This is a genomic window from Candidatus Corynebacterium faecigallinarum (assembly GCF_052264515.1).
GTDB lineage: Bacteria > Actinomycetota > Actinomycetes > Mycobacteriales > Mycobacteriaceae > Corynebacterium > Corynebacterium faecigallinarum.
In genome coordinates, this window is sequence record NZ_JBQQOC010000020.1 from 28,973 (window position 1) to 54,627 (window position 25,655).

Here is a 25,655-nt window from a genome sequence, read left to right on the forward strand (position 1 = left end):
TTCAGGAGTTTCATGCCATTCACTGGATCAGTGAACCATCACAGGCCGACCGGACGGGACCTGTCAAGAGCCCACTGCGACCATCCGCCGACGAAATGCCGGGCCGCGGGCAGCCCCGCATGCTCCATCAAGGCAATGAACAGTGCGGAGTCCACACCGGAACCGGAGTAGATCACCGCCTCGGCGGCGATCGTGTCATCGGTGAGGCCGTGGGCGGCGAGACGCTCGCGCACCACCTCGGACGGTGGGACGCGGCCATCGTCGAGCAGGTCGATGACCGGGATGCTCACCGCGCCCGGGATGTGCCCGGCACGACGGTCGACCGGCTCACTCCGACCATGGAAGCGGTCGGCGGTGCGGGCGTCGACCAGCAACGGGATGGTGGACGCCCGGCCGGACGCATTACCGGACGCAGCGATCTCAGCGGACAGCGCCGACACCTCGTCGATGGTGGCCACCGCCATGGTCGGCGCACCACCGGCGAAGGCCTCGAAGGTGCCGCGGCCGCGCAGGCAGCCGATCCCGGTGGCGACGTCTCCCCCGGCGGCCTGCCACCCCACGGTGCCGCCGTCGAGGATCTTCACGTCCGTCACGCCCGCCCAGCGCAGCACCCACCAGCCACGCGCGGCGTGGAGCAGCCCACCGCGGTCGTAGATCCGCACGGGCAGGCCCGGCCGAATCCCCCAGTCGTCGAGGTAACGCTGCAGGATCCGCGGGTTGGGCAGCGGGGCACGTCCGCCACCGGCTGAGGGGGACCCTGCCAGCATCGTGATCGGATCGCAGAAGAAGGAGCCTGGGATGTGCCTGGCGACGTAGAGGTTCCAGGCGGTGTCGCCACCGGGCTCCCAGTCCGAGTCGATGATGACCATGCGGTCGCCCCGGGTACTGGCGGCGTACAGGTCTTCCGGGGAGATGAAGGGAGGCTCCGTCTGATGCGGCGTCTGGGTCTGGCTCAGCGTCATGACCGACAGTCTACTGTCTAGAGCCAGCCGCGTTCACGTGCGATGCGCCACGCCTCGAAGCGGGTGGACGCTCCGGTCTTCGTCATCGCCGAGGAGAGGTAGTTGCGGGTGGTCCCCGCCGCCAGATGGACGGTCTGGGCGATCTGCTCCACCGAGCCTCCCTGGCCGGCGACCTCGAGCACCTCGGTCTCCCGGTCGGTCAACGGGGACTCCCCGGCACTGATCGCCGCAGCGGCGAGCTCCGGGTCGAGGTGGCGGCGTCCGGCATGGACGGTGCGCACCGCGGTGGCGAACTCCTCGGCAGAGGACGTCTTCGGCAGGAAGCCCAGCACGCCGTGGGCCAGGGCCCGTTTCAGCGCCCGGGGACGCCCATGACTGGTGACGATGAGCACCGCGAGCCCGTCAGGCAGGCGTCCGGCGGTCTCCACCCCGTCGATCCCGCCGAGCTGCAGGTCCATGACCACGACATCCACCGTCTGACCGGAGTCCGGGTTCTTTGCCACCCAGTCCAGCAGTTCCTCCCCGGAGCCGAGGGTGGCGACCACGTGGAGATCGTCCTGCAGGTCCAGCAGGGTGGACAGGGAACTGGCGACCAGGGACTCGTCGTCGACGACGACGACACTGATGGGGCTCGGGTCGGTGCTCATGGCTGCTCCGGGAGTCTGAGGGTCACACGGAACAGGTTACCGTCGCGTTCGGCGACCAGGGTCGCGCCGAGAGGTTCGACACGGTGCCGGATGCCGGCGAGGCCGGAGAGTCGGTCGATGCCGGACTCGACCCCGTCGTTGAGCATGGTGACGGTGTCGGCGGTGAACGTCAGTGTCACCCACGTGGCGGCGGAATGCCGGACGACATTCGTCGTCCCCTCGCGCACCAGCCACGCCGCCGGCTCCCGCAACGCGGGGGCCAGAGCGTCCGGATCCCCCTCGACGGTGAAACGCACCGCGGCACTGTGCAGCAGATCGCGGGCACCCTGGATCTCCGAGGCCAGCGTGACGGTGCGGTAACCGTCGATGACCTCACGCATCTCCGTGGTGGAATCGCGCACCAGGGACTGCAGCTCGGCGAGCTCCTCATCCAACCGGTCGTCGCCGCGGGCGGCCAGCGCACGGGCCAGCTCCGCCTTGATCGACACCGCAGCCAGACGCTGGCCGAGGGTGTCGTGGAGTTCCTGGGCGAACCGCAGCCGCTCCTCACTGACCTGCAGGGCGGACTCGGTCAGGCGACTGCGTTCCAGCTCCTTGGCGATGTTGACCGTCCAGGCCGACAAGGTGGAGGTCGACAGCAGCAACGTGGACCAGAACATCGGCCACCACTGCAGTTCCGACCAGGTGACCACGGCCGTCACGGTGGAGAGCACCACGGTGATCATCCACCGCCACGGGAACCACGGCAGCACGCACAACGGTGCCAGGGACAATGCCGTGCACAACAGCAGCAACCCGGTCAACGCCCCACGGGCGTCGCCGAGGACATAGAAGGCCATGCCGGCTACCCAAGTCGCGGCAACCAGCACCGCAGCACCGGCCAGCAGGCGGCCGTGTTCCGCACGCGGCGACGTGTTGAACTCGGGGCGCAGCTCGGTGATCCACAACCCCATCACCGTCAGGACGATCGTCGGGACGGCGACCAGCAGCAGCTGTGCGCTCGTGATGGTCGGCCCGTCGCCGGAGCGTCCGACCAGTGCCAGGACGATCACGCCGACGCCGCACACCACGACCAGCAACTGCAGCGACAACCTGCTGTAGACGGCAAGCTTCGCACCGGCACCGAGCCCCTGCCAGGTGCGGCGGGGGCGGGTGACGGCGTGGAGCAGCGGGGTGGTCCCTGGGGTGGCCATAGGTTCCATTTAACCGGGGATCAGCGGCGGATGTCCCAGCGGACGTACTTCGCGCCTGCCCAGAGACACACCACGGCCCACACGACCAGGATCAGCATCATCTGCCAGGTCTCGGCGAGCACCTCACCGGAGGAGAGCGGTGCCGCTCCGTCGGCGGAGATCCGGTCCATCATGGTGTTGCCGGCCCACCCGTACTGTGCGAGGTCGAAGATCAACGCGAACGGCGTGCGGTCGACGACCTCGGTGACCGCCTCGGGATACAACTGCCGGAAGAGGCCCATCGAGGCGAACAGCAGCACCATCACCGGCAACGAGGTGATCTGGGCAGCTTCGGCGTTCTTGGTGAAGCCACTGGTGACCAGGGCAAGTCCAGACACCACGGCCAGGCCGAGAAGCACCGCCACAATGATCGGGACCACGTTCACCGGCCCCGGTGCGCCGAGCACCATCAGCAGGACGGCGATCACGACGGTGAAGACAATGGTCAGTACCGCTCCGGGGAAGGACGACGCACTGAGGATCTCCACATGACGCGACTCGCCGGTGCGCAGTCGTTTGAGAACACCCTCGTCACGACGCGTCGTGACCATGGACAGCACGGTGTAGTACTGCACGGACATCAGTGCGAAGAGCAGGAAGTACTCCATCGCGGTCGCGGCGGCGTCGACCTTGGAGGCCTCGTCGTTTCCCGACTGGACGAAGTACATCACCAGCGCGAAGGCGATGGGGACGACTGCCGCATTGATCAGCAGGGTCTTGTTCCGGACGAACTGCAGGGTCTCGGCGCGGGCCAGCGCCATGAAACGCTTGACCGTGGAACCGGTGGTCGGATGGTCGGGAGTAGTTGTCGGGGTACTCATTGTTCTTCTCTCCTGTCTGTTCCGGTCTGTTCCGGTCGGTCAGACTGCGGTCTGCTTGCCGGCGATCCTGCTGAAGACCCGTTCCAGGCTCGCGGGGCGGGCGCTGAAGGTCTCGAAGGCGACACCCTGGGTGCTCGCCCAGTCGAGGAGTCGGCGGGTGTCGTCCTGCAGGGCGTTGGTCTCGATGCGCAGCTTGGCGCCGTCGCGGGTGACCTGGGTGCCGGGGAAGGACGGAAGGGCGTCCGGCGGGACGGTGCCGTTGTCACCGGGCAGCGTCACGCTGATCTCGGCGCCTTCGGTGGCGACGAGTTCGTCGAGGCGTCCCTCCACCGCGATCTGACCGCGGTGCATGATCGCGATCCGGTCGGCGAGCCGTTCGGCCTCCTCCAGGTAGTGGGTGGTGAGGATCATCGTGACCCCGCGGGCCTTCAGTGCGGTGAGCAGGTCCCAGGTCCGGCTGCGGGACTCCGGGTCCAGGCCGGTGGTCGGCTCGTCGAGGATGATGATGCTGGGGGCGTTGAGCAGTGCACAGGCCAGGTCGAGGCGTCGCTGCTCGCCACCGGAGAGCGAGCCGACGCGCACGTCGGTGCGGTGACTGAGGTCGACGTCGTCGAGGACCTGGTCGACCGGCAGGGGGCGCGAGCAGGTGCCGGCCCACATGCGCATCGTCTCCGCGACGGTGAGCTCCTTGGGCAGACCGCCGGACTGCAGCATGATGCCCATTTCAGGACGAATCCGGGCCCGGTCGCCCACCGGGTCGCCGCCGAGGACGGTGACCGTTCCGTTGGTGGGTGGTGCGAGGCCTTCGACGATCTCCAGGAGGGAGGTCTTGCCCGCGCCGTTGGTGCCGAGCAGGCCGTACACCTCTCCGGGGTAGACCTCGAAGGAGACGTCCTTCACGGCGGTGAAGGCGTCCTTCCTGCTCTTCGCCTGGTACGTGCGTGTCAGGTTGTCGACGGTGATGGCCGGGCTGGCTGTGGTGTTCATGTCTCCAGCATGCCGCGGCCCGGCTGACCCGGGTAGGCCCGTCCGTCATCGATGGCCCCTCCCGGTGTCACGGATGAGAGGTGACAGATGTCATGTGCGGCCTCAGTCGCGGCTACTGGTGGATGTAGCCGGGCTGGATCTGCAGCACTCCGTCCGCGGCAAGTTCGTTGAGGAACTGCTCGATGGAGGTCATGTCGACGTCCGGCCCGATGGAGACGGCGAGGAGGTGGCGTCCGAGCCGTTCCACGGTGCAGCCGACGGTGGTGAGCTGGCCGGCGATCCGCTCGCGCATCCCGGGCCACCCGGCGGCCGCGGCCGGATGATCCCAGAGCAGGTTGTCGGCGAGCGGCTCATGGGCGTCGTCGATGAGCAGGCGCAGGGTGGACGCACCACCGCGGACGCTGACCCCGTCGAGATGGAGTGTGCCATCACGATCCTGGCAGTGGACGATGTCACCCAGGGACAGGCCGGTGGCGAAGCACGGGACGGAGCGCAGGACGAAATGCCAACCGCCGATACCGTGGACCAGCAACTTCTCGGTCGTGGTTCCGGAAGAAGATGAGGTGGCCGGGGCCATCGATGAGCCGGTCACCTCAACGGTGGCGGTGCGGACCATAGCTCCGGTGTACTGTGGAAGGCTCATTGCAACAGATCGTAGGCTAACCTCTGTATCTCAGACAAGACAAAAGGCTGAAGGTGAGCGATGTCACACTGTAGGCCGTGTTGCCCTAGCCCCGGGCAGCCCAGGCGCGGTAGTCGATGACTGCCCGCACCCACTCGGGGCGGAGCGCGCCGTACATATGCGGGAACAGCTCACCGGTGCCCGCGTCCTCATGCCGCACCGAGACACCCGCCGCGGCGATCGCCTCGACGTCGAGCTCCAGGACGAGCAGATCGTCCACCTTGCCGTCCACAATGTCACCGTAGAACCGTCCGGCGGTGGCGGTGACCTGCTCGGCGAAGGACGCATGGATGAAGCCGACGCCCTCCAGCGTCATGCCACGGGTCGAGGTGCGGTACTCGCCCTGTGCCAGTGCCTCCTCCCAGTCATCGCGGAGTGCCAGGTGGTAGATGGACGTGCGCGTGGTCATGGGCCGAGACTAACCGAACCGCGTCACCGCAGCCCTACCGCAGAATAGAACTCCATCGCAGAACAATGCTCCACCGCAGAATAAGGCTACGGAGAGGTCACTTCTGAGCGATGAAAGTGACCTCTCCGTAGCCTCATTTCTTCAGCCGGAGCGCCCGCCTCCTTTACCCAGCAACCGCAGTCACGGGCAGGGGTTCATGGCGCGAGCTGTGTCGCGGCGGGCGCGAGGTCCCGCTGCCCGCCTGGGCGGAAACCGCCCCGAACAGGGGTCCACGGCAAAGCGACCCTACCGCCGGTGCATTCCCCAGGAATACAATCGGCGGCATGAGCACGCTGACCTCGCTATTGACCGAGGACCGGATCACACTCGATGCGGCCGCCGCCGACTGGCGCGCGGCCGTTTCCTTGTCCGGGGACCTCCTGGAACACTCCGGCGCCATCACCGCCGACTACACACAGGCCATGATCGACTCGATCGTCGACAACGGCCCCTATATCGTCGTCGCCCCGGGCTTCGCCTTCGCCCACGCCCGACCCAGCGACGCCGTCCACCACACCGCCCTGAGCTGGGTCCGTCTGGCGGAACCGGTGGAGTTCGGCCACGCGAAGAACGACCCGGTCACCCTGGTCGTCGCCCTGGCTGCCACCGATGCCACCACCCACACGTCCGCCATGGCCGACCTCGCCAAAGTCGTCGGCAAACGATCGACCAGAGAGGCGTTGGACGAGGCGGCCACCCCGGCAGAGATCATGGCGATTCTGGACGGTGGGAGTCCTGCGTCCGACACTGCGTCCGACACTGCGTCCTACGCTGTGCCCGACGCTGCGTCCTACTCGATCGCCGAGGGCGAGAAATACCCCGGCGGCGACTCCCGCAACCACATCCTCACCGTCTGCGGCAATGGACTGGGCACCAGCCTGTTCCTGAAGAACACCACCGAAGACGTGCTGAAACGATGGGGCTGGGACAGTCTCATCTCCGTCGAAGCCACCGACACCATCTCCGCCAAAGGCAAGTCGAAGGACGCCGACCTGATCCTCACCTCCGGCGAAATCGCCAGGACCCTCGGCGACCCCGGCATCCCGGTGTGGGTCGTGGAGAACTTCACCAGCACCCGTGAGATCGACGCCGCCCTGCGCGAGCTCTACGCACTGTAGATAGGAGAACCACCATGGACTGGCTACTGAATATCGCCCAGTTCCTCGTCAACGAGATCCTCGCGGTGCCGGCGTTCCTCATCGGCATCATCACCGCCGTCGGGCTGGCCGCCATGAAACGCTCCGGCGGGCAGATCGCCGGCGGTGCCATCAAGGCCACCCTCGGGTTCCTGCTCATCGGTGCCGGCGCCACCCTGGTCACCGACTCCCTGGAACCTCTCGGCATCATGATCGAGGGCGCGACCGGCATGCACGGCGTGGTACCCACCAACGAAGCCATCGCCGGCATCGCACAAGAGCAATTCGGTTCCCAGGTCGCCTGGCTGATGATCCTCGGATTCGTGGTCAGCCTGCTCCTCGCCCGCTTCACCCCGCTGCGCTACGTGTTCCTCACCGGTCACCACGTGCTCTTCATGGCCACGATGATCACCATCATCCTGGCCACCGCCGACTACGCCAACTGGGTGGTCGTCGGACTCGGCGCAGTGCTGCTCGGTGTGCTCATGGTGTCCATGCCCGCACTCGCCCACCCCTGGACCCGCAAGATCACCGGGGACGATTCGGTCGCCATCGGCCACTTCGGTACCGCCGGCTACGTCGCCTCCGGAGCAGTCGGCAAACTGGTGGGTGGCAAAGGTGCCAAGGCATCGAAGTCGACTGAGGACCTGAAGCTGCCGGAGGGACTGCGCTTCCTGCGCGACTCCATGGTCGCCACCGCCCTGTCGATGGTGCTGATGTACCTGGTCCTCGCCGTCCTCTTCCTGATCCGTGCCGGGCAGGACGAAGCCTTCACCGCCTTCGGGGACGGTGCGACCGACGTCGGCAACTACCTGATGCAGGCGGTGACCCAGGGTCTGCAGTTCGGTGTGGCCGTGGCCGTGATCCTCTTCGGTGTGCGCACCATCCTCGGCGAGCTGGTCCCCGCCTTCCAGGGCATCGCGGCGAAGGTCGTGCCCGGAGCTGTACCTGCGTTGGACGCACCGATCGTGTTCCCCTACGCGCAGAACGCCGTGCTGGTCGGCTTCATCTCCAGCTTCGTCGGCGGGCTGATCGGGTTGGTCGTCCTGTCCACCTGGCTGAACCCGGCGTTCGGTGCCGCGCTGATCCTGCCTGGTCTGGTGCCTCACTTCTTCACCGGTGGTGCCGCCGGTGTCTTCGGCAACGCCACCGGTGGACGCCGCGGCGCGGTCCTCGGCGCGTTCACCAACGGTGTGATCATCACCCTGCTCCCGGCCTTCCTGATCAATGCCCTGGGCGACCTGTCCGGCGAGAACACCACCTTCGGCGACGCCGACTTCGGCTGGTTCGGCCTGTTGATCGGTAATGCCCCGGCGGGCGTGTGGGGCATCGTGGTCATCGTCGCAGTCGCCGCGGTGATCTTCGGCGCGGCCGTTGTGGTGCAGAAGAAGCTGGTGGACGGTCGTTGGGACGCCGCCCCCGGGCGTTCGGCCGGCAGTTGGGTCGGCGAGGGCGGCTGTGCTGACGCTGCTGCCGGCAGTGCGTCCGGCGCTGCGTCCGGCACCGGTGACGCTGTTCCGGCTGGCGCGGCGAGCGGGGCGTCCTACCCGAGGATCGCGCCGCCGAAGGGCGCACCGGTTCCCCCGCCACCGCCGACTGACTAAGACTCCCCGAATGCGCAACATAGACGGAGAGGTCACTTTCAGGCGGTGACAGTGACCTCTCCGTCTATGTTGCGGTTCATCAGTCCTCGTGGGCGACGGCCTCGATGGTCAGGGCGTCCGCACCTGCGGCAGCGTCAGCGCCAGCGGAATCGACGTCGACCCGCACGGTGTCACCGTCGCGGACCTCGCCGGCCAGCAGCATCTTGGCCAGCGCATCGCCGATCGCCTTCTGGATCAGGCGACGCAGCGGACGGGCACCGTAGGCCGGCTCGTAGCCACGCTCGGCCAGCCAACGCTTCGCGTCCTCGGTGACCTGCAGGTCCAGGCGTCGGGCAGCCAGCCGCTCGGCGAGCTGCGCGACCTGGATCTCCACGATGTGGGTCAGCTGCTCGGCGGACAGGGCGTCGAAGATGACGACGTCGTCCAGGCGGTTAATGAACTCCGGCTTGAACGCGGCCTTCACAGCCGCCATGACCTGCTCGTTGCTGCCACCGGCACCCAGGTTCGAAGTGAGGATCAGGATGGTGTTACGGAAGTCCACCGTCCTACCCTGCCCGTCGGTGAGACGACCCTCGTCCAGGACCTGCAGCAGCACGTCGAAGACATCAGGGTGGGCCTTCTCGACCTCGTCGAAGAGCACCACGGTGTACGGGCGGCGTCGCACGGCCTCGGTCAGCTGACCACCGGCGTCGTAGCCGACGTATCCGGGAGGTGCACCGACCAGGCGGGCTACGGAGTGCTTCTCGCCGTACTCGGACATGTCGATGCGCACCATGGCGTGGTCGTCGTCGAAGAGGAACTCCGCCAGCGACTTCGCCAGCTCCGTCTTACCCACACCGGTGGGCCCGAGGAACATGAACGAGCCGGTCGGACGGTCCGGGTCGGCGACACCGGCACGCGAGCGGCGGACAGCGTCCGACACCGCCTCGACGGCCTCGTGCTGGCCGACGACCCGGCCACCGAGGACCTTCTCCATGGCCAGCAGCTTCTCGGTCTCACCCTCCAGCATCTTGCCGGCGGGCACACCGGTCCATGCGGAGACGACCTCGGCGATGGTGTCCGGGGTGACCTCCTCGGTGAGCATCCGGTCCTCCTCGGCCTTCGCCGCGGCGGTCTCGGCCTCGCCGACCTGCTTCTCCAGGTCGGGGATCCGGCCGTAGCGCAGTTCGGCGACCTTGGCGTAGTCGCCCTCGCGCTCGGCGATCTCCGACTCGGTGCGCAGGTTGTCGAGCTCCTCCTTCAGCGAACGCAGGCGGTCGATGGAGCCGCGCTCGTTCTCCCACCGGGCGGTGAGACCGGACAGCTTCTCGCGCTCGTCCTCGAGCTCGGCACGCAGCTTGACCAGGCGGTCCTTGGAGGCCTCGTCGGTCTCCTGACTCAGCGCCATCTCCTCGATCTCGAGGCGTCGGACGATCCGCTCGGCGTCGTCGATCTCCTCGGGACGCGAGTCGATCTCCATGCGAAGGCGGGACGCCGCCTCGTCGACCAGGTCGATGGCCTTGTCCGGCAGGAAACGGCTGGTGATGTAGCGGTCCGAGAGGGAGGACGCACTGACCAGCGCAGAGTCCTGGATGCGCACACCGTGGTGCACCTCGTAGCGCTCCTTGAGGCCACGCAGGATTCCCACGGTGTCCTCCACCGTCGGCTCACCGACGTAGACCTGTTGGAAACGGCGCTCCAGGGCGGCGTCCTTCTCGATGTACTTGCGGTACTCGTCCAGGGTGGTGGCACCGACCAGGCGCAGTTCACCGCGGGCGAGCAGCGGCTTGATCATGTTGCCGGCGTCCATCGCGGACTCACCGGTGGCACCGGCGCCGACGATGGTGTGCAGCTCGTCGATGAAGGTGACGATCTCGCCCTCGGCCTCCTTGATCTCGTCGAGGACGGCCTTGAGGCGTTCCTCGAACTCGCCGCGGTACTTCGCGCCGGCGACCATGGAACCCAGGTCGAGGGAGATGAGCTTCTTACCGCGCAGGGACTCCGGAACGTCGCCGGCGACGATGCGGCGGGCCAGACCTTCGACGATGGCGGTCTTGCCGACGCCGGGCTCGCCGATGAGCACCGGGTTGTTCTTGGTGCGACGGGACAGCACCTGGACCACGCGACGGATCTCCTGGTCACGGCCGATAACAGGATCGATCTTGCCCTCGCGGGCGCGGGCGGTGAGGTCGGTGGAGTACTTCTCCAGCGCCTGGAACTGGCCCTCCGGCTCCTCGGTGGTGACCTTGCGGTTGCCGCGCACGGATTCGAAGGCACCCCGGATGGCCTCATAGGTCCCGCCGCGGGTGTGCAGTGCCTTGGCTGCGTCGGAGTCACCCTTGGCGATGCCGGCGAGCAGCACCTCGGTGGAGACGTAGGAGTCGCCGAGCTCGGTGGCGAGCTCCTGGGCCGCGGTCAGGGCATTGAGCGCGTCCCGGTTGAAGTTCGGGTTGGCCATGCCGGACCCTGACACGGTGGGATAGCCGGCGACGAGGTCGCGGGCGTCGGACAGGACGCTCTGCGGTTCCACGCCTGCGGCCTGCAGGACCGGGCGGGCGATGGAATCCTCCTGGTCGAGGATAGCGACCAGGAGGTGGGCCGGGCGGATGTCGGGGTTGCCGTTCGCGGTGGCGGACTGCAGTGCCGCCTGCATGGCTTCCTGGGTACGGGTGGTGGGCGTGAAACCGCTCATGCGACTGCCTTTCCTCTCAAGAATCTGGCGTTGAGTGCAATGGTATCAACTTCTGTGGTTCTGTTCCTCTCAACGCCCCAAAGGTTGAGTCTGTTCCACTCAATACTGCACCACCGCTGTGATGTGCAACACATTCCTTCCGACGTGACACAATAGTGTCCATGAGCACACCAGACTCCGCGCTGGGCGCGACCCTGGCGGCGGCGCGGGAGCACCTAGACACCATCCTCGACCGAGGCCGTCTGCACTATGCCGACATCGCCCCGGCGGCAGATCCGGTCGACGAGCCGTCCGGCACCGGAGCACCGACCACCCCGGCGCACGTCGACCTGACGCTCGTGCGCCGCGCCGCACTCTTCGCCTCCACCGGCATCAACCGCGACGGCACCTTCGCCGACCCCCAGACGGAAGTCCTCGCCGACCTCGGTCGTGACCTACGCAAGTACGGCATCGGCACCGGCCATTACGCCGCCATCGGTGAGGCTGCGACCGCCGCGATCACCGAGGTCTTCGGCTGCCCCGACCCCGGCACCGACCTGACCTACCGTCATGCCGAGGAACTGGGCATCCCGGAGGGCGTCACCGAGTTACTCCAGGTCGTCGACCATGCGGTACGCATCGCCGCCCTGGGCGCCGTGGAGGACGAGGAGGCCGGCGTCCCGGCGACACTGCCGGCCACCGTGCTCGAGGTCGAACAGCGCACCCGACGGGTGACAGTGGTCCGGCTGGCCGCCGATCTCACCCGCCCCAAGGCGAACACCGGCTGGCCCGGGCAGTACCTGGAGGTGCGTTCGGCCCACTCCCCCGACTCCTGGCGGAAGCTGGCCTCCGCAATTCCCCCGAATCCGGACGGCTACCTGGAATTCCACCTGAGCCACCCCGCCGGGGACACGCCGGTGGTCGCCGCCGGGGACACCTGGGTGGTGGCGAACCCGACCGGCTCGCTGGAGGTTCCGGAGGATGCCCGGCAGGTCCTGATGGTCGCCGTGGACGACGGACTCGCCGCCCTTCGCGCGCTGGTGCTGGACCTGTCCTCCCGACAGAACCGTCCGCAGGTGCACCTGTACTGGTCCGCCGAGAACCCGGAGGACCTGCACGAACAGGTGGGCCTGGAGGGATTCGACCGGGGCTTCGACTGGTTCACGTTCTCGGTCGGCACCGCCACCGACGCGGTGGCGGACGCGGCGTTGAACGCCGGAGCGTCCTACGACACCATTCTGGTGGCCGGTACGGACACCGCGGCACTCGCCGACCTCCCGGGGACGCCGCGGGTGGTCACCTGAGTGCGGTGTAGGACGTTCTACTCTCCGCGCTTGCCCAGCTTCAGGTCCCTGCGGTGGCCTTTCAGCACCGGCAGCCCCTTGCGCACCTTCTCGACATGGTTCGGGTCGATGTCGACGACGAGGGTCTGCGCCACATAACCGGTCTCGGCGAGCCGGGCACCACCGGGACTGATGATCGCCGAATGGCCGATGCCGGTCGGCCCGTCGTTCTGGCCGTAGCGCTCCGGTGACCCTGGGCGCGCCTGGCCCGCGGCAACGACGAAGCTGGTGGTGTCCAGGGCACGGGCGGCGGTGAGGGTGCGCCACTGGTCGAGCTTGCCGGGGCCGTCGGTCCAGGCCGTCGGCACGACCATCACCGTGGCGCCCGCTTCCGCCAGGGCGTAGAAGTGCCCCGGGAAACGAATGTCGTAGCAGGTCGCCAGGCCGATGGTGACCCCGCCGACGTCGTAGGTGACCCGCCGGGTGCCGGGTTTGACCGTGTCGGACTCCCGGTAACCGAAGGCGTCGAAGGTGTGGATCTTGTGGTAGTGCTCCGTACCGTTCGGGCCGGTGACCAGCAGGGTGTTGTAGACACGCCTGAACTTGTTGGCCTCCCCGCTGCCCTCCACCGGCTCGGTCTGCAACTCCCCGGAGGGTGTTCGGAACACGGTGTCGGCAGGGGTGAACATGCCGACGACGGCGGTAATGTCGGCGTCCCGGGCGGCCTGCTCCACGGCGGCGGCGAAGGGACCGTCGAGCGGCTGGGCGACGATGTCCAGACGTCCCGCATCGAAGGGAAACATGGCCGCCTCGGGAAAGACGACCAGGTCAGCACCGCTTTCGGCGGAACCGGCGATATAGGACTTGATCTTCGCCAGGTTCTTGTCGACGTCCGGCTCGGAGTTCATCTGGATCACGGCAATGCGCATGCAATCCAGGGTACGGAAAAGCGGTGGGACGCTGCGGCACTCTCCGGTCCGTACCGGCACGGGATACGATCACGCTGTGCATGATCTGCCTGAACAGTCCGACCGTCCGGACCAACCCACCCCGACAACCCAATCGAAGCCCGCGAGTGTCCTCACCGCCTTGAAGAGCCCGAAGCTGCTCACCGTGGAGGTCCTCGGCGGCCTGGTCACCGCCTTCGCCCTGATCCCGGAGTCCCTGAGCTTCGCCATCGTCGCCGGCCTCGACCCGATGATGGGCCTGTACGCCGCCTTCACCATGGCGTGTGTGACCGCCGTCCTCGGCGGACGCCCCGGCATGGTCTCCGGCGCGGCCGGCTCGATCGCCCTGGTGATCTTCCCCGTCGCCCGCGACCACGGCGTGGAGTTCCTCATCGCCACGGTGATCCTCGGTGGCCTGATGCAGGTCGTCTTCGGCGCCCTGGGCGTGGCGAAACTGATGCGGTTCATCCCACGATCGGTGATGGTCGGATTCGTCGATGCCCTGGCGATCCTCATCTTCTCCGCCCAGCTGCAGCACCTTTTCAATGTGCCGTGGCTGGTCTACCCACTGACCCTCGCAGGGCTGCTGATCATCATCTTCTTCCCGAAGCTGACCAGTCGCTTCCCCGCCCCGTTGGCGTCGATCCTGCTGATCACCCTGGCGGTCATGGTGTTCAGCTGGGACGTCCCGACCGTCGGCGACCAGGGGGAGCTGCCGGACTCCTTCCCCGGTGTCGGGATTCCCGACGTCCCCGTCACCCTGGAGACCCTGGGGATCATCGCACCGTACGCCTTCGCGCTGGCCATGGTGGGTCTGATGGAGTCGCTGCTGACGGCGAAACTCGTCGACGACATCACCGACACCCACTCCGACAAGACCCGAGAGTCGCTGGGGCAGGGTGTCGCGAACGTGGTCACCGGTTTCTTCGGTGGCATGGGCGGATGCGCGATGATCGGCCAGACGATGATCAACGTCAAGCAGGCCGGGGCACGGACCCGGATCAGTTCCTTCCTGGCCGGGGCTTTCCTCATCGTGCTGTCGGTGTCCCTGTCGGACTTCGTCGGCCAGATCCCGATGGCCGCGCTGGTGGCGGTGATGCTGGTGGTGGCGTTCACGACCTTCGACTGGAATTCGGTGCGCACACTGCGGGTGATGCCGGTGTCGGAGACTTGCGTCCTGCTGGTCACCGTGGTCGCCACCGTGCTCACCGACAACCTGGCGGTCGGCGTGATCCTCGGTGTGGTCACCGCGATGATCGCCTTCGCCCGGCGCGTGGCACACCTGACCCATGTCGAGCGCACCGGTGAGGGGCACTACCGGGTGGAGGGACAGCTGTTCTTCGCCTCGTCGAATGACCTGGTGTACCAGTTCGACTACGTCAACGATCCGGAGTCGGTGACGGTCGATTTCTCGGACACGACCGTCTGGGACTCCTCCACGGTCGCCGCACTGCAGGGCGTGCGCGAACAGTACGCGCGACGTGGGAAGTCGGTGGAGTTCACCGGGTTGGACGCGGTGAGTTCCGGCTACATCGACCGGCTCGAGGGGCGGCTGGGGTAACGCGGAGACTAGTTGCCGCAGCTGTCCGATGTCCACAGCCACCGGCGAATGTGGATAACATTCGCGGAATTCGACGGAAGTTATCCACACTGCAACGTCCGATGTGGGCCGTCCCTTCCCAGCAGCAGGTCAGCTACCGTAACGTCCTGTCCCCACACAGCAGGCACAGCATGGAGGGGTCATGGCAGAGCACGTATTCGGCATCGAACCACAGGAGGTCCGCGCCGTCGCCACGGCGATGGCCGGTGAATCACGGGCGTTGACCAGCGCAGCGTCCGATATCCGCGACGGCCTTCCCCCGGCGGTGAGCCTGCCCGGTGGACGCGCCGTGGCTGCCGCGGGAACGGGGGCCGGACGCGTCGGCGATGCGGTGGCCGGGGAGGCGACCGTCGTCGACGTGGTCGGCCGGGACCTGCACAGCTTCGTCGACGCGGTCATGGACGCCGAGGCTGGTGCCACACTGGCCTTCGCCGGGGGCGGGCCGCGATGATCATCCACGACATCGCCGAGGCGCCGGTCGAACAGGCCCGTCGCGCCGCCCGATCCTGGGCGACGGGCAAGGCCACACTGCAGACCAGTATCGACGACCTGCGCACCCTCGGTGACCTGCCGTCGTGGAGCGGGCAGGCGGCGAACTCCATGCGCCACCGGATCGACAGTTCCGCCCACCGGATGCACGCCACGGCGGTGGCGGCGACCGGAACATCGTTCCTCCTGGAGACACAGGCCGGCCTGGTGGCGTCGGTCCAGGTGGCAGTGCGTCCCACCCTCGCGTTGGCCAGTGCCGCCGGGATGGCGGTCACCGCCGACGGCACCGTGGTCCCCGGCGGAGGCGGCGGGGTGATGGGCGTGGTCTCCGGGGTGGCTGCGGCGGTGCCGGGCTCCCCGGTGAGCAGCCTGGCCGCCGGTGCCACTGTCGCACTGCAGGCGGCGATCGCCTTGGCCCGCACGACGGATGCCGCCGCCGGTGCCGCCATCGACGGGTGCTGTGCGGTGGACGCTGCCCCGTCCCCCACCCCGGTGACGATCTCGGCCGGGGCGGCCGCCGCACTGGTCGCCGATCCGGACGCTCTCGCTGCCGAGGTGGCCATCCCCGACACCCTGCAGTACACACTCACCGAGGCCCAACGTGGGCAGCTGCAGGACGCGGTGGTCGAGGCGCGGACCTCGCTGGCCCTGCGGGGCATCGACCCGGGACAGGTGGAGGTCACCGTCCAGAACCTCAACGGCACAGCGGTCGTCGTCGCCGGGGAGCTGGCCACCGCAGACCGGGTGACGACACTGGTCAGCGGGGTGGGGTCGTCAGAACCGGGGAAGATCACGGGTACCTCGTCCACTGCCGGACGCATCGCCGGCCCCGGGCACGCGGTCATCGCCTGGCACGGCTACCAGGCACCGACCGATGCGGTGCGCGGCGCGCTGCCGCACCATGCACAGTTCGGGGCACAGGGGTTGCGCGAGTTGCAGGGGAATCTGCGGGCGACGACAGGTGGGACGGCCGAGCTGCAGATCGTGGCGCACAGTTACGGGTCCACGGTGCTGGGGCAGGCGGCGTCGGATCAGTCCGCACCATTGGAAGCGGACGTGGTGCACCTGGTGGGAAGCCCCGGGGTGGGACATGACCGCGCCGACGACCTGCAGTTGCGTTCCCGTGACGGCCAGGTCGGGCAGTCCGGGGTGCATGCCTGGCTTTCCCCGGGGGACCTGATCAACGTCCCCGATGGTGTCGGTGCCATCCACGGTGCCTCACCGATGTCGCGCGAATTCGGTGCGGACACACTCAATGGTGCGGCACCCGAGGATCGCGGTGGCGCCGTCGGCAAGGTGGTGGACGGGGTGACCGACCTGGGGCTCTGGGCTCGTGGCGAAACCTCCGCCCACAGTGGATACTGGTCAGATGAGCTGTTCCTGGAGAAGGTCCGCTGATGGTGAATGAGCCGCGCACGGACTGCATGAACCGCACCATCCGGGCCCTTGTCGTCGGTGCCGGTCAGGCCGGGTTGGCGGCCGCCCACGAACTGGTGCGGCGCGGGTTCACCCCGGGCGAGGACTTCCTGGTCCTCGACGGCAACGAGGGGCCCGGCGGGGCGTGGCGGCACCGGTGGGACTCGTTGACCTTGGACCGGGCGCACGGGATCGCGGACCTTCCGGGGATGCCCATGGAGCGTCCTGACCCGTCGGTGCCGGCCTCGACACTGGTGACCGACTACTACAACGCCTACGAGGAAAAGTTCGGGTTGGACGTGGTGCGACCCGCATCGGTGATCAGGGTCGAGTCGGACGGCGATGAAGACGACAGCGCGTTGCGCGCCACCGTCCTGGTCGGCGAGAAGTGCACCACGATCCTCACCTCCCTGCTGCTGAACGCGACGGGCACCTGGACCCACCCGCACATCCCGTACGTCCCCGGTATCGCCGACTTCACCGGCCGCCAGCTCCACACCGTCGACTACGTGCGCAAGGAGGACTTCGCCGGGCAGCGGGTGCTCGTTGTCGGGGGCGGGCTGAGCGCGGTGCAGTTCCTGCTGGAACTCAACGAACCGGGCGGGGCAGCCGGGACGATCTGGGCCACCAGGCGGCCGCCGAACTTCACCCCTGACCAGTTCGACCCACGCTGGGGCTACAAGGTCGAGGACCGTGTCCGTGAGGCGACGACACAGGGACGGCGTCCGGACTCGGTGGTGCGCAACACCGGCATCCCACCGTGGCCGGAGTACCTGCAGGGCATCTCGGACGGTGTGCTCGTCTCCCGCGGGATGATCACCCGAATCACCGCCCACGGCGTGGAATGGGGAGCCTCGTCCTCCTCGTCCTCCTCGTCCTCCTCGGATGCTGCCCTGGCACAACCGGCCAGCTGGTCCCCCTATCCCGCCGGTCACGCCGAGGACGTCGACGTGATCTTCTGGAACACCGGCTTCCGGCCTGCGCTCACCCACCTCGCCCCGCTGCACCTGCGGGAACCCGGCGGCGGGATCACCATGACCGATGAGGTGACCGTAGCCAAGGACCCCCGCGTCCTGCTCGTCGGCTACGGATCCACCGCCTCGACGGTGGGTGCGAACCGTGCGGGGCGGATGGCGGGGCGTGCGGCGGCCCAGCGGTTAGACTGACGCGCATGACTGCGACCTGGATCCTCGGCGTCCTCACCGTCCTGGTGGCGGGTTGGACGATCTGGCGGATCATCCGGGAACCCCGCAACTCCCGCAACGGCCTGCTGATCATCGCCACACTGTTCCTCGTGTGGCTCACCGCGCTGGCCAGTGAACTGCAGGGCTACCCGGAGGATCGTTCTCCCTCACTGGTCATCGGCAGCGCCCTACTCATCGGTGTGCTGAGCATCATCGCGGCCGGCGTCTACCTGCTGATCAACGGTGCCGTGGTGATCCGACGCGAAGGGTTCAGCGCCGCGACCCTGGTAACCACAGTCTTCGGGGTCGGGCTGCTGGGGACCATCGCCAGTCTGTGACTGGGGCTCCGCCTGCTGAGCAGCGGCCCGGTGGAGCACATACTGACCGCCCAGATCCTGCTCTTCATCGTCGCACCCCTGGCCGCGCTGACCGTCGCCATGATCCTCGTGCAGCTCATCGCATTCACGGTCTACGCCATCCTCTACTGCCGGATCACCCGCCCCCGTCATGCGGACGCCGTGATCGTCCTCGGCGCCGGGCTCAACGGCACCGAACCCACACCCCTGCTCGCCGCCCGCGTCGACCACGGCATCGCCGTCCTGCGGCGACTGCGGGACGCCGGGGAGGAGGTGACGCTCGTCCTCTCCGGAGGGCAGGGCGCCGACGAGGAGATCTCCGAGGCCGAGGCCATGGCCCGTTATGCCGAACGCGCCGGTGTGCCCCGGGAGCAGATGGTACTGGAGGACCGCTCGACGACCACCGGGGAGAACCTGGAGTTCACGAGGAACCTGGTCGGGCAGGACGCACTTCTCGTCGTGGTGACCAGCAACTACCACGTCCTGCGCGCCGCGGCACTCACTGAGCAGTTGGATCTGGACGCGCGGGTGGTGGGTGCGAAGACGGCGTCCTACTTCGTGCCGGCGGGGTTCCTCTGCGAGTTCGTCGCTGTGGTGGTCATGCGCCGGTGGAAGAACGTCCGGGTCTGGGTGATCCTGGCGAGCCTGTGGCTGCTGTTCATCGGTGCGCTCTTCATCATCGTGAACATGCAGGGGGAGGTCGTGGATGCAACGGGGGTCGCAGCTGTCAGCTATGCGTCCCCACGTTGATGACCAGCGCTCATGTCCACGGGTCTACCAGTTCGACGCGGGTGGAACTGAAGTCCGCGACGTTCCGTGTGACCACGACCAGCCCATTGGCGAGTGCCGTGGCCGCAATGAGCGCATCTCGCTCGGGCGCTGGGTCAGGAACATGCAACGCTGCCGCGCGTCGTGCAGTTTCCGTGTCGATCTCCAGGATCCTGGACGCAAAGACGTCGAGGACGTCGTCCTCGAGCCACCGCTGCAGCCGGTTCCCCTGCCCCGTGTCACGGCGCTCCACTCTCCGGATGCCGATCTCCAGCTCCATCACCGTGATCACGCTGATGAAAAGATCGGTCGGGCGCTGGGAAGCAACCCATTTCCGGACGCCCGGATTGACGCGTGCGCTGGACTTTCGCAGTTCACTGATGACGTTCGTGTCCAGGAGGTACCTCACAGCTCAGGAACTTTCAGCCCGAGTGTCAGTGGCGCCGGAACGAAGTCGATGTCGTCACCTGATTCCCCCATGCTCAGTCTGTCAACCAGGTCCATGCCGTCTCCAGTCAGCTCCCGATACTCCTCGATGGTCAAGAGCACATATGCCGGATCCCCTCGGTCAGTGATGATCACCGGCCCCTCGTCCGCGGCCCGCTTTGCCGCACTGACGTCCTGGTTGAACTCCCTGGACGTCACCATCCTCGATGCAACCATCTTCCGCCACCTCCTCATGTAGGCATGTACCTACACACTACCGCGAAGAACTGCTCGAGGGAAGCTCCGGGCGCTTGCAAACGTCCAACCGTAGGCATATAGTTGACATATCAATCACTTGCGAACGATCCCCACCAGGAGCATCACATGAAGGCCTTCGGCTTCCTCAGTTTCGGCCACTACGACCTCGCCGCGTCCTCACGATCCACCCCGGGCCGCACCATGCCCGGCGCGAAGGAGAACATCAAGAACGCCGTGGAGATCGCCGTCGGCGCCGACGAGCTCGGTGTCAACGGCGCCTACTACCGCGTCCACCACTTCGCCCCGCAGCACGCCGCCCCCATGCCCGTGCTCGCCGCGGCGGCCGCCCGCACCAAGCACATCGAGGTCGGCACCGGGGTCATCGACCTGCGCTACGAGAACCCGCTGCACCTGGCCGAGGAGGCCGCCCAGCTTGACCTGCTGTCCGACGGTCGGGTCGCCCTCGGCGTCTCCCGGGGATCACCCGAGCCGGTCGACCGCGGCTACGAGGCCTTCGGCTACGCCACCGAACCGTCCGACCCCAAGGGTGCGGCCATGGCGCGGGAGAAGTTCGACCGGCTCATGGCCGCCGTCGACGGCGAGGGCATGGCCACCTCCCTGCCCTCCGAGGAGCAGTATCCACGCATGTACCAACCGAATGTCCCGGTGCCGGTGATGCCGACGTCCCTGTCACTGCGCAAGCACATCTGGTGGGGCGCCGGGTCCCGCGACACCGCGGTGTGGGCAGCACAGAAGGGCGTGAACCTGATGAGTTCCACCCTGCTCACCGAGGCCAACGGTGAAGAGTTCAGCGAACTGCAGGCCGGCCAGATCCGTGCCTACCGTGCCGCCTGGAAGGAGGCCGGGCACGCCTGGACTCCTCGGGTGTCGGTGTCCCGCTCCATCTTCCCGGTGCTGTCGCAGGAGGACCGGATGCGTTTCGGACGCGGTGACAACGGCGGAGTCGGGTACATCGACGACGGGCAGGCCACCTTCGGGCGCACCTACGCCGACGAGCCGGACGCACTCATCGAGCAACTCAAGGAGGATGCTGCGGTCATGGAGGCCGACACCCTGATGCTGACCATCCCCAGCCAGCTGGGCGTGGACGCGAACCTGCGGATCCTGCAGAACTTCGCCGAGCACGTCGCCCCGGCCCTGGGCTGGGAGCCGAACACGGCGGGCCCGGTGACGGGGTACGCGATCTGAGCAACAGAATGATCAGCGCATGGGGACACCGTAGCGGTCCTGCCCGTACCTGCCGTTGCTGGCCAGGATCATGAAGAGCTCGACGAATGCCCAGATCGTCACCGCCAGCACCAGCAGGCAGCCACCGATGAACAGCAGCGCGCCCAGTCCGGTCATGACCTCGTCATCGTCATAGGAGACGTTCGGATCGCCGAGACCGATCAACATCACCACTGCCCCCAGAAAGATGATTGCCACACTGCCGAGAGTGACACAGAGCTGGACGATGGCCCGCCCACGCAGGCCGATGTAGAAGTTGTGCGCCCCGAAGCCACCGAGGAAGAAGGCCAGGCACGCCGCAGCCACTCTCGACTGCGGGTGATATCCGGGCGGCACCGTAGGGTATCCCGGCACGCCGGAGGGCACTGTACCGTGCCGGCCATACCAGCCCTGCTGGCTGTACTGGCCGGCGTTCTCCTGCTGCGCTCCGTACAGCGGCGGTAGCGCACCCCCTTGTGTGTCGAACCCCGGTCGATCATGCGAATAGGAACTGTTCACAACCCTCCCCCTCCTTGGATGTTGTCAACAGTTGTAGCACATCACCTACCCTGTGCAAGGCGGTATCGGAAGGTCGTAGTCCACAACCACCGGCGCGTGGTCGGACAACCGCACACCGTTGACCTCACGGTCGACTTCAGCACGCACCGCGGTGCTCGCCAGCCCGGGCGAAGCGAGGTGGTAGTCGATCCGCCAGCCGACGTCCTTGGCGAAGGACTCCCCCGCCCACGACCACCAGGAGTACGGCCCGTCGGTGTCCGGATTCAGACTCCGCACGACGTCGACGAGGGTGCGTGGCGAGAGTTGCCGGTCGAACCAGTCGCGCTCCTCGGGCAGGAAGCCGTCGTGTTTCTGATTGCTGCGCCAGTTCGTGAGGTCGTGACGGGTGTGCGCGATATTCATGTCCCCCATCAGCAGAAACTCCCGGCCGGACGCCGCGGCTGCCCGGCGCGTGGCCGTGAGGTAGCGTCCGAACCCGACGAGGAAGTCCATCTTGCGCTGGTAGCGCGCACCGCCGTCGGGGGCCTCGCGCATGCTGCCAGGACGCTGCAGCTCGGCGGGTAGCCCGCCTTTGGGCAGGTAGAGGTTGGCGACGGTCACCGGCACATCAGCCAGGTCGACCTCGATATAGCGTCCCTGAGCAGCGAAGGGACGCAACTTCCGTGCCAGCGGGACATGGTCGGCCGCGGTCACCTCGTCCAGGTCCGCCGACGTGGCATGCGGGCGCCCGAGCAGGGCCGTCCCGCTCCAGGTGCGCACCGCCTCCGGCGCGGTGCGGGTGAGCACGGCGACGCCGTTGCGTCCTGGGATATCACCGGTCTCCAGCGCGACGTGGTAGTCGCCGAAGGCCGCCTCGGGAAGCTTGTCCGCCTGCGCACGGATTTCCTGCAGTGCGACGACATCGCAGCCACGGCCCGCCAACCAGGTGCCGAACCCGCGTCGCTGCGCGGCTCGGATCCCGTTGACATTGGCGGTGGCGGTGGCGATTCGCAGCATGCCTGTGAGACTACCTCGTGGAGGTCAGGACGCCCGGAGTCGCTGCCACCAGCGTGATGCCCTTGACGGTCACCACACCCCGGCGTAACGTGAAACCAAACGGTTTCACAATGTCCCTACCGCACCACCCGGAGCAACCGATGAAGACGCTCGACGATGACGACACCGACCGGATCTTCAAGGCCCTGGCCGACCGAACCCGGCGGGACATCGTGCGCCGCACCCTCACCGAGGAGGCATCACTGACGACCCTCGCCGATGACTACGACATGTCCTTCGCCGCCGTCCAGAAGCACGTCCGTGTCTTGGAGGCCGCCGACCTGGTCGAGCGCATCCCCCAAGGTCGGGAACGGATCATCCGCGGCAACCCGGCAACCGTCCGGCGCGCGCAGGAACTACTGAGCCACTACGAACACCTCTGGCGGGCCCGCGTCGACCGACTCGACGCCTTCCTCGCCGAGGACGACACCACCACCTGAAAGGCCACCACCATGCCTGTCACCTCAGTCACCACCGACACCAACGACCCGCAGTCCCCGACGCTGACCATCGTCGCCGACTCCACCGCCAGCCTCCGTCGCCTGTGGGACGCCTACACCGACCCCCGTCAGATCGAGAAGTTCTGGGGACCGCCCACCTACCCCGCCACCTTCACCCGGCACGACGCCTACCCCGGCGGCCTCAGCACCTACTACATGACCGGTCCCGAGGGCGACCGCAGCAACGGCTACTGGGAGTGGGTCAGCGTGGAGGCCCCGTACAGCTTCGTCGTGAAGGACGGTTTCGCCGACGACGACGGCGTCCCCAACTCCGACATGCCGACCATGCAGATGGACTTCCAGTTCACCGAGACCGCCCTCGGCGCCCGGGTCACCACCGTGACCACCTTCAACTCCCTGGAGGAGCTCGAGAAGCTCACCGAGATGGGCATGGTCGAGGGCACCAAGGCCGCCATGAGCCAGATCGACGACGTTCTGGCCGACCTGGCGTCCTTCGCCGCCGGACGCGCTGCCGAGCTCCAGCTCGTCGGCGAGAACCAGGCCCGGGTGGCCCGCGTCGTCCGCGGCAGCGTGGACCAGGTCTGGGCCGCCCACACCGAGGCCGAGATACTGCAGCAGTGGCAGCTCGGACCCGACGGCTGGTCCATGCCGGTGTGCATCACCGGTACCAACGTCGGCGACACCTACCGTTCGGAATGGCAGAACGACGAGACCGGGGAACGCTTCGGCTTCACCGGTGAGGTCACGGAGATCTCCGCCCCGAACCGTCTGGTCACCACCGAGACCATGATCTCCCCCGACAACGCCGAGGGCGCCGGAAACCCGGAGACACTCAACGAGCTCACCCTCACCCCGGTCGAGGGCGGCACACTGGTCAGCTACCTGATCACCTACCCCGATGCCGAGGTCCGCGAACAGGTCATCGCCACCGGCATGGTCAGCGGCATGGAGGACGGTTACGTCCGGCTCGAGAGCGTGGTTCTCTGACCGCTTGCCCCTGACGTCGCGTCAGTCCTTAGCGTGAACTCATCGCACCGGACAAGCGGTGCGATGGGACTCAGAGAGACACCGAAAGGAGAAGACGATGTCCCACACTTTCGACCACACGCAGTACAAGGACGAGGTGGAGCAGCGCTGGGGCGCCGACGCCTACGCCGCCGGTGACCAGTGGTGGCGCTCGCTCGGCACGGACGGGCAGGACGCATTCCGCGCGACCATCGAGCAGCTCAACAGCGACTGGATCGCCGCGGCCGATCGCGGTGACGACCCGACGTCCGAGAGTGCCCAGGAGGTGGCGCAGCGCCACGTCGAGTGGCTGGGCTCCACCCCCGGCACTCCCGCGTACCATGCCGGGAGCGAGAAGGACGGCACGCTAGCCAGCTACCTCCGAGGACTCGGTGAGCTGTATGTCGCCGACGAGCGGTTCGCCGCCAACTACGGTGGCAACGAGGTAGCGTCCTTCGTCCGCGACGCACTGACGCACTACGCCGACACGCAGCTCGGTTAATAGAGCCGGTGCAACACCGGTACAACTCAGCGGGAGTCCGCGAGCTGACCGATCGAGATGGCCATGGTGTTCACGAACGCCATGGCCGTCTCTTCGTCTATCCGGTCAAGGGAGAGGTACGGGTTGAGGTCCTCGAGCTCGACGAGCAGCAACTCGCCCTCGCGGGTACGGCAGGCGTCCACCCGCTGGATGCCGTGCTCGATGTCGTTCCAGTCGATGAACCTGCGGGCGAACTCCAGGTCAGCGTCCGTCACCTCATAGGGCTGCAAAACCCACCGCTTCTCCGGGGCCGGTGCGTACAGCGCGTACTGGAAGTCGTGGTCGACGAAGTAGAACGACACCTCGTGGACGAAGTCGATGCGCGGCTGGACCAGCATGCCCGCCCAGTCCGCGGCGTCCAACGCGAGCACTTCCTCGCGGGTAAGGAACCGCAGGCCCACCGAGTCCGCGCCGAGCTTCGGCTTGACCGCATACTGCGCGACCTGCGGCAGCCGGTGGAACTGGCCCGGGGCGTCCACCGTCGGGGTGACCGGAAAGCCAGCCGTGAACAGGTCCGGCAGGTACTGCTTGCCGACCTGGTCAGCCTTGCCCCGAAGCTCGGTGAACACCTGCGCCCCGGTTTCATGCGCATGGGCGACGAACTCCTCGAACTGTTCGGCGTAGTGGATCACCGGCCCACTGTTGCGCACCACGACGACGTCGACGTCGTCCATCAACGCAACCGCGTCCAGCAGGTGGCACAGCGCGATGTCGAAGTATTCCCGCAGGCGGGAAGTCAGGACGATGTCCTCGTCACAGTAGCGACGTCCGCGGGCCGGGTAGGCGAGGTCCGTGACGTACAAGACGCTGGTTCTGGGCTTCTTCACAGACCAGAACTGTACCCGGACATGACAAAAGCCCCGCGCCGTTGGCGTGGGGCGCCCTCTTCCCACGTTTATACCGACTGCTCCTCCCCTTCGTTGTCAAATCGTCGCAGCATCGTCGCAGGTAGTCTGCGGAGGTATGCACCC

27 protein-coding genes are annotated in these 25,655 nt (G+C 67.3%); 13 read left to right on the top strand and 14 right to left on the bottom strand.

The window, feature by feature from the left end; all coding sequences use genetic code 11:
* Positions 1-38: 38 nt before the first annotated feature.
* The 7 genes from ACTXPP_RS10695 to ACTXPP_RS10725 all read right to left on the bottom strand — a co-directional run bounded on the left by ACTXPP_RS10695 (position 39) and on the right by ACTXPP_RS10725 (position 5,740).
* Positions 39-962, bottom strand: a complete 924-nt coding sequence (locus ACTXPP_RS10695; RefSeq protein ID WP_301496497.1) for a sulfurtransferase — start codon at positions 960-962, stop codon at positions 39-41.
* A 17-nt stretch (positions 963-979) separates the two neighbouring features.
* Positions 980-1,609 carry a response regulator gene (locus ACTXPP_RS10700; RefSeq protein WP_443342086.1) on the bottom strand — a complete coding sequence of 210 codons (630 nt, stop codon included), beginning with the start codon at positions 1,607-1,609 and terminating at the stop codon, positions 980-982.
* Positions 1,606-2,802: a sensor histidine kinase gene (locus tag ACTXPP_RS10705; RefSeq protein WP_301520674.1), complete on the bottom strand. Its 1,197-nt coding sequence runs from the start codon at positions 2,800-2,802 to the stop codon at positions 1,606-1,608. Before ACTXPP_RS10705 ends, ACTXPP_RS10700 begins: the two co-directional genes overlap by 4 nt.
* A 20-nt stretch (positions 2,803-2,822) precedes the next feature.
* Positions 2,823-3,662 (bottom strand): ABC transporter permease, encoded by an 840-nt coding sequence (locus ACTXPP_RS10710; protein ID WP_443342088.1) that lies wholly within the window; start codon positions 3,660-3,662, stop codon positions 2,823-2,825.
* A gap of 39 nt (positions 3,663-3,701) precedes the next feature.
* Positions 3,702-4,649 (bottom strand): ABC transporter ATP-binding protein, encoded by a 948-nt coding sequence (locus ACTXPP_RS10715; RefSeq protein WP_443342089.1) that lies wholly within the window; start codon positions 4,647-4,649, stop codon positions 3,702-3,704.
* Between the two features lie 112 nt (positions 4,650-4,761).
* Positions 4,762-5,292 carry a DUF4265 domain-containing protein gene (locus ACTXPP_RS10720; protein WP_443342091.1) on the bottom strand — a complete coding sequence of 177 codons (531 nt, stop codon included), beginning with the start codon at positions 5,290-5,292 and terminating at the stop codon, positions 4,762-4,764.
* 85 nt (positions 5,293-5,377) lie between these two features.
* Entirely contained in the window at positions 5,378-5,740 is a 363-nt protein-coding gene (locus ACTXPP_RS10725) for a DUF952 domain-containing protein (RefSeq protein WP_301496506.1), read from the bottom strand.
* A 323-nt stretch (positions 5,741-6,063) separates the two neighbouring features.
* On the opposite strand from ACTXPP_RS10725, the gene ACTXPP_RS10730 reads away from it, so the two are divergent.
* On the top strand, positions 6,064-6,897 hold the full coding sequence (locus ACTXPP_RS10730) for a PTS sugar transporter subunit IIAB (protein WP_301496507.1): 834 nt from the start codon (positions 6,064-6,066) through the stop codon (positions 6,895-6,897).
* Between the two features lie 14 nt (positions 6,898-6,911).
* Positions 6,912-8,519, top strand: a complete 1,608-nt coding sequence (gene ulaA / locus ACTXPP_RS10735; RefSeq protein WP_443342093.1) for a PTS ascorbate transporter subunit IIC — start codon at positions 6,912-6,914, stop codon at positions 8,517-8,519.
* 79 nt (positions 8,520-8,598) lie between these two features.
* On the opposite strand, the gene clpB is transcribed toward ulaA, so the two are convergent.
* Positions 8,599-11,190 (bottom strand): ATP-dependent chaperone ClpB, encoded by a 2,592-nt coding sequence (gene clpB, locus ACTXPP_RS10740; protein ID WP_443342095.1) that lies wholly within the window; start codon positions 11,188-11,190, stop codon positions 8,599-8,601.
* 161 nt (positions 11,191-11,351) lie between these two features.
* On the opposite strand from clpB, the gene ACTXPP_RS10745 reads away from it, so the two are divergent.
* On the top strand, positions 11,352-12,473 hold the full coding sequence (locus ACTXPP_RS10745; protein ID WP_301497359.1) for a ferredoxin reductase domain-containing protein: 1,122 nt from the start codon (positions 11,352-11,354) through the stop codon (positions 12,471-12,473).
* A gap of 17 nt (positions 12,474-12,490) precedes the next feature.
* Here the strand turns inward: ACTXPP_RS10745 and ACTXPP_RS10750 are convergent, their stop codons facing one another.
* Positions 12,491-13,381 (bottom strand): carbon-nitrogen hydrolase family protein, encoded by an 891-nt coding sequence (locus ACTXPP_RS10750; RefSeq protein ID WP_301520907.1) that lies wholly within the window; start codon positions 13,379-13,381, stop codon positions 12,491-12,493.
* On the opposite strand from ACTXPP_RS10750, the gene ACTXPP_RS10755 reads away from it, so the two are divergent.
* The 6 genes from ACTXPP_RS10755 (at position 13,374) to ACTXPP_RS10780 (ending at position 19,194) form a co-directional block, all read left to right on the top strand.
* Positions 13,374-14,960, top strand: a complete 1,587-nt coding sequence (locus ACTXPP_RS10755; RefSeq protein ID WP_441583557.1) for a SulP family inorganic anion transporter — start codon at positions 13,374-13,376, stop codon at positions 14,958-14,960. The genes ACTXPP_RS10750 and ACTXPP_RS10755 overlap by 8 nt on opposite strands.
* 181 nt (positions 14,961-15,141) lie before the next feature.
* A complete protein-coding gene (locus ACTXPP_RS10760; protein WP_441583558.1) occupies positions 15,142-15,450 on the top strand; it encodes a hypothetical protein in 309 nt (102 codons plus the stop codon).
* A complete protein-coding gene (locus ACTXPP_RS10765) occupies positions 15,447-16,886 on the top strand; it encodes an alpha/beta hydrolase (protein ID WP_441583559.1) in 1,440 nt (479 codons plus the stop codon). Before ACTXPP_RS10760 ends, ACTXPP_RS10765 begins: the two co-directional genes overlap by 4 nt.
* Positions 16,887-16,912: 26 nt before the next feature.
* Complete coding sequence (locus tag ACTXPP_RS10770) at positions 16,913-18,070, top strand: NAD(P)-binding domain-containing protein (RefSeq protein ID WP_443342105.1); 1,158 nt, start codon at positions 16,913-16,915, stop codon at positions 18,068-18,070.
* A 5-nt stretch (positions 18,071-18,075) separates the two neighbouring features.
* Complete coding sequence (locus tag ACTXPP_RS10775) at positions 18,076-18,426, top strand: hypothetical protein (RefSeq protein ID WP_443342098.1); 351 nt, start codon at positions 18,076-18,078, stop codon at positions 18,424-18,426.
* A gap of 30 nt (positions 18,427-18,456) precedes the next feature.
* Positions 18,457-19,194: a YdcF family protein gene (locus ACTXPP_RS10780; RefSeq protein ID WP_443342100.1), complete on the top strand. Its 738-nt coding sequence runs from the start codon at positions 18,457-18,459 to the stop codon at positions 19,192-19,194.
* Positions 19,195-19,204: 10 nt separating this feature from the next.
* On the opposite strand, the gene ACTXPP_RS10785 is transcribed toward ACTXPP_RS10780, so the two are convergent.
* Positions 19,205-19,621, bottom strand: coding sequence for a type II toxin-antitoxin system VapC family toxin (locus ACTXPP_RS10785; protein WP_301498333.1), 417 nt, complete (start codon positions 19,619-19,621; stop codon positions 19,205-19,207).
* Positions 19,618-19,875 carry a type II toxin-antitoxin system Phd/YefM family antitoxin gene (locus ACTXPP_RS10790; protein WP_301498335.1) on the bottom strand — a complete coding sequence of 86 codons (258 nt, stop codon included), beginning with the start codon at positions 19,873-19,875 and terminating at the stop codon, positions 19,618-19,620. The genes ACTXPP_RS10785 and ACTXPP_RS10790 overlap by 4 nt, the downstream gene beginning before the upstream one ends.
* Before the next feature lie 147 nt (positions 19,876-20,022).
* On the opposite strand from ACTXPP_RS10790, the gene ACTXPP_RS10795 reads away from it, so the two are divergent.
* The gene (locus ACTXPP_RS10795; protein WP_301498337.1) at positions 20,023-21,105 is read left to right on the top strand and encodes an LLM class flavin-dependent oxidoreductase; all 1,083 of its coding nucleotides are present in this window, start codon (positions 20,023-20,025) and stop codon (positions 21,103-21,105) included.
* A 12-nt stretch (positions 21,106-21,117) separates the two neighbouring features.
* Here the strand turns inward: ACTXPP_RS10795 and ACTXPP_RS10800 are convergent, their stop codons facing one another.
* Both ACTXPP_RS10800 and ACTXPP_RS10805 read right to left on the bottom strand, forming a co-directional pair.
* Positions 21,118-21,450, bottom strand: coding sequence for an NINE protein (locus ACTXPP_RS10800; RefSeq protein ID WP_301498339.1), 333 nt, complete (start codon positions 21,448-21,450; stop codon positions 21,118-21,120).
* A gap of 237 nt (positions 21,451-21,687) precedes the next feature.
* Positions 21,688-22,629, bottom strand: coding sequence for an exodeoxyribonuclease III (locus ACTXPP_RS10805; RefSeq protein WP_301520593.1), 942 nt, complete (start codon positions 22,627-22,629; stop codon positions 21,688-21,690).
* Positions 22,630-22,778: 149 nt separating this feature from the next.
* On the opposite strand from ACTXPP_RS10805, the gene ACTXPP_RS10810 reads away from it, so the two are divergent.
* The 3 genes from ACTXPP_RS10810 to ACTXPP_RS10820 all read left to right on the top strand — a co-directional run bounded on the left by ACTXPP_RS10810 (position 22,779) and on the right by ACTXPP_RS10820 (position 24,645).
* Positions 22,779-23,117: an ArsR/SmtB family transcription factor gene (locus tag ACTXPP_RS10810; protein ID WP_301520590.1), complete on the top strand. Its 339-nt coding sequence runs from the start codon at positions 22,779-22,781 to the stop codon at positions 23,115-23,117.
* 12 nt (positions 23,118-23,129) lie between these two features.
* Complete coding sequence (locus tag ACTXPP_RS10815; protein WP_301520589.1) at positions 23,130-24,125, top strand: SRPBCC family protein; 996 nt, start codon at positions 23,130-23,132, stop codon at positions 24,123-24,125.
* A 97-nt stretch (positions 24,126-24,222) separates the two neighbouring features.
* On the top strand, positions 24,223-24,645 hold the full coding sequence (locus ACTXPP_RS10820; protein ID WP_301497887.1) for a TipAS antibiotic-recognition domain-containing protein: 423 nt from the start codon (positions 24,223-24,225) through the stop codon (positions 24,643-24,645).
* Between the two features lie 26 nt (positions 24,646-24,671).
* Here the strand turns inward: ACTXPP_RS10820 and ACTXPP_RS10825 are convergent, their stop codons facing one another.
* On the bottom strand, positions 24,672-25,511 hold the full coding sequence (locus ACTXPP_RS10825; RefSeq protein WP_443342104.1) for a hypothetical protein: 840 nt from the start codon (positions 25,509-25,511) through the stop codon (positions 24,672-24,674).
* Positions 25,512-25,655 lie beyond the last annotated feature (144 nt).

Coding starts and splice junctions, on each gene's coding strand:
- ACTXPP_RS10695 (WP_301496497.1), bottom strand. CDS start 962: ATGACGCTGAGCCAGACCCAGACGCCGCATCAGACGGAGCCTCCCTTC.
- ACTXPP_RS10700 (WP_443342086.1), bottom strand. CDS start 1,609: ATGAGCACCGACCCGAGCCCCATCAGTGTCGTCGTCGTCGACGACGAG.
- ACTXPP_RS10705 (WP_301520674.1), bottom strand. CDS start 2,802: ATGGCCACCCCAGGGACCACCCCGCTGCTCCACGCCGTCACCCGCCCC.
- ACTXPP_RS10710 (WP_443342088.1), bottom strand. CDS start 3,662: ATGAGTACCCCGACAACTACTCCCGACCATCCGACCACCGGTTCCACG.
- ACTXPP_RS10715 (WP_443342089.1), bottom strand. CDS start 4,649: ATGAACACCACAGCCAGCCCGGCCATCACCGTCGACAACCTGACACGC.
- ACTXPP_RS10720 (WP_443342091.1), bottom strand. CDS start 5,292: ATGAGCCTTCCACAGTACACCGGAGCTATGGTCCGCACCGCCACCGTT.
- ACTXPP_RS10725 (WP_301496506.1), bottom strand. CDS start 5,740: ATGACCACGCGCACGTCCATCTACCACCTGGCACTCCGCGATGACTGG.
- ACTXPP_RS10730 (WP_301496507.1), top strand. CDS start 6,064: ATGAGCACGCTGACCTCGCTATTGACCGAGGACCGGATCACACTCGAT.
- ulaA (WP_443342093.1), top strand. CDS start 6,912: ATGGACTGGCTACTGAATATCGCCCAGTTCCTCGTCAACGAGATCCTC.
- clpB (WP_443342095.1), bottom strand. CDS start 11,190: ATGAGCGGTTTCACGCCCACCACCCGTACCCAGGAAGCCATGCAGGCG.
- ACTXPP_RS10745 (WP_301497359.1), top strand. CDS start 11,352: ATGAGCACACCAGACTCCGCGCTGGGCGCGACCCTGGCGGCGGCGCGG.
- ACTXPP_RS10755 (WP_441583557.1), top strand. CDS start 13,374: ATGCGCATGCAATCCAGGGTACGGAAAAGCGGTGGGACGCTGCGGCAC.
- ACTXPP_RS10750 (WP_301520907.1), bottom strand. CDS start 13,381: ATGCGCATTGCCGTGATCCAGATGAACTCCGAGCCGGACGTCGACAAG.
- ACTXPP_RS10760 (WP_441583558.1), top strand. CDS start 15,142: ATGGCAGAGCACGTATTCGGCATCGAACCACAGGAGGTCCGCGCCGTC.
- ACTXPP_RS10765 (WP_441583559.1), top strand. CDS start 15,447: ATGATCATCCACGACATCGCCGAGGCGCCGGTCGAACAGGCCCGTCGC.
- ACTXPP_RS10770 (WP_443342105.1), top strand. CDS start 16,913: ATGAACCGCACCATCCGGGCCCTTGTCGTCGGTGCCGGTCAGGCCGGG.
- ACTXPP_RS10775 (WP_443342098.1), top strand. CDS start 18,076: ATGACTGCGACCTGGATCCTCGGCGTCCTCACCGTCCTGGTGGCGGGT.
- ACTXPP_RS10790 (WP_301498335.1), bottom strand. CDS start 19,875: ATGGTTGCATCGAGGATGGTGACGTCCAGGGAGTTCAACCAGGACGTC.
- ACTXPP_RS10795 (WP_301498337.1), top strand. CDS start 20,023: ATGAAGGCCTTCGGCTTCCTCAGTTTCGGCCACTACGACCTCGCCGCG.
- ACTXPP_RS10810 (WP_301520590.1), top strand. CDS start 22,779: ATGAAGACGCTCGACGATGACGACACCGACCGGATCTTCAAGGCCCTG.
- ACTXPP_RS10815 (WP_301520589.1), top strand. CDS start 23,130: ATGCCTGTCACCTCAGTCACCACCGACACCAACGACCCGCAGTCCCCG.
- ACTXPP_RS10820 (WP_301497887.1), top strand. CDS start 24,223: ATGTCCCACACTTTCGACCACACGCAGTACAAGGACGAGGTGGAGCAG.